We start from the raw sequence: 1,302 nt of genomic DNA, 5'->3' as shown, positions 1-1,302 counted from the left end.
TGATCCGGTTCCATCCAGAATATCGCGGTCCAGCGTGCTGCGCGGTCCCATCCAGGCTTCCGGCCGGATCGCGCGCACCCAGTCGGCGAAGCTCGGAATATGGCCGAGATCCTCTTTCACGTGCTGTTCGGCGATCAACCGGACCGGAACGATCCGGCCTGCGCCGTTGGTCAGAACGTGACCGAACACGCGCTCGGTGATGAAGATGCCGCTCGAGTGGTGGAGAGCTGCGCGGTGCCGAAAGTCGGCGACCGCTGCCTTGCTGGAATCGAGGAAGTCATGGATCGCCTGGTAGTCGTCGGGTGCGCCGCCCCAGGTCCGGGCGGATGACACCGCATGATGATAAGGGTGTGCCACGGGCTCTCACATTTCATGTTCAAAGTAATTCGTTTCGGTGTAGCGCGCGTTCATCTCGAGCCGGATCGTTTCAATCTCGGTATCGAATACGCACTCGCCGTAACCACCTTCGCCGTCCTCCCATCCGTCGTGCTTTGCACCGATGAAGTCCCAGAAGATCTCCTTGATGATGTTCTGGATCAGGGATGATTTTTCGATTTCCTGGACTTCATAGCCGGCGCAGCGCTGCCCGCTCGGTGTCTCCGAACAGGGTTCATACCGTTCTTCCATCGTGGCGAACGGATAGGGGATGGGTTCCGCCGGTAGATCGATCGGCTGGTTCTCCGCGCGGTAAGCCTCGATCGATTCGATCTGGCCGCTGTCGCCGCTGCCATCGAAGCTCACGGTGACGCGGTTGATCCCGGCGGCTTTCAACGCGCCGAACAGGATCGGTTTGGCTTTCCGCAGGATCGAGATTTGCAGTTTCTGGAACTCGGTGTGTGCCGCCGTGTAGTCAGCAATCAGCGCGGTCGCGGTGGCAACCGATGCCGGTTCGGCCGTCGGTGTGGTGGAATGATCGCTCATGGGGTGGTCTCCGTCTGATGGGTATGGGGGAAGAGAACGATGGTGGAGCTGCTCGCGCTGAGCATGCCCGGCGCGATGGCGGCAGCAAGCAGGATCGCGAGAACGATCAGGAATTCGAGCGTGCGGCGCAGGGTTGTCATGATGAGTTTCATGGATTTTCCTTTCATCTTCTTCGTGAAGATGTCCGGATCGCGGCCACGGCGGTGCCGGGCGGGGCAAGGCTGCGCAAGGGTGCGGAGCGCCCGCAGCGCAGGACCAGAGCCACGCACAGCCTGCCCTCCAGGGCAGGCGAGCATGGCGAGGACCCACGCCTTGCCCCGCACGGACCGACCGTGGCAGCCGGGCCCACACCGATCGGTTCAGGCGACGGTTTGATCCACC

General features: G+C 62.0%; 3 protein-coding genes. All 3 read right to left on the bottom strand.

The annotated features are described in order from the left end of the window. Window positions 1-357 (bottom strand): DUF6915 family protein (locus tag B7X49_RS18670; RefSeq protein WP_265638448.1); only part of this gene is annotated, 357 nt, incomplete at its 3' end. Between the two features lie 6 nt (window positions 358-363). Continuing rightward, complete coding sequence (locus B7X49_RS18665; protein ID WP_286705501.1) at window positions 364-921, bottom strand: DUF6878 family protein; 558 nt, start codon at window positions 919-921, stop codon at window positions 364-366. Further along, window positions 918-1,073 carry a hypothetical protein gene (locus B7X49_RS18660; RefSeq protein ID WP_286840638.1) on the bottom strand — a complete coding sequence of 52 codons (156 nt, stop codon included), beginning with the start codon at window positions 1,071-1,073 and terminating at the stop codon, window positions 918-920. The genes B7X49_RS18665 and B7X49_RS18660 overlap by 4 nt, the downstream gene beginning before the upstream one ends. Window positions 1,074-1,302 lie beyond the last annotated feature (229 nt).

This window comes from Acidiphilium sp. 34-64-41, from assembly GCF_002282635.1.
Classification (GTDB): domain Bacteria; phylum Pseudomonadota; class Alphaproteobacteria; order Acetobacterales; family Acetobacteraceae; genus Acidiphilium; species Acidiphilium rubrum.
This window is presented reverse-complemented; position numbering and strand designations above follow the sequence as displayed.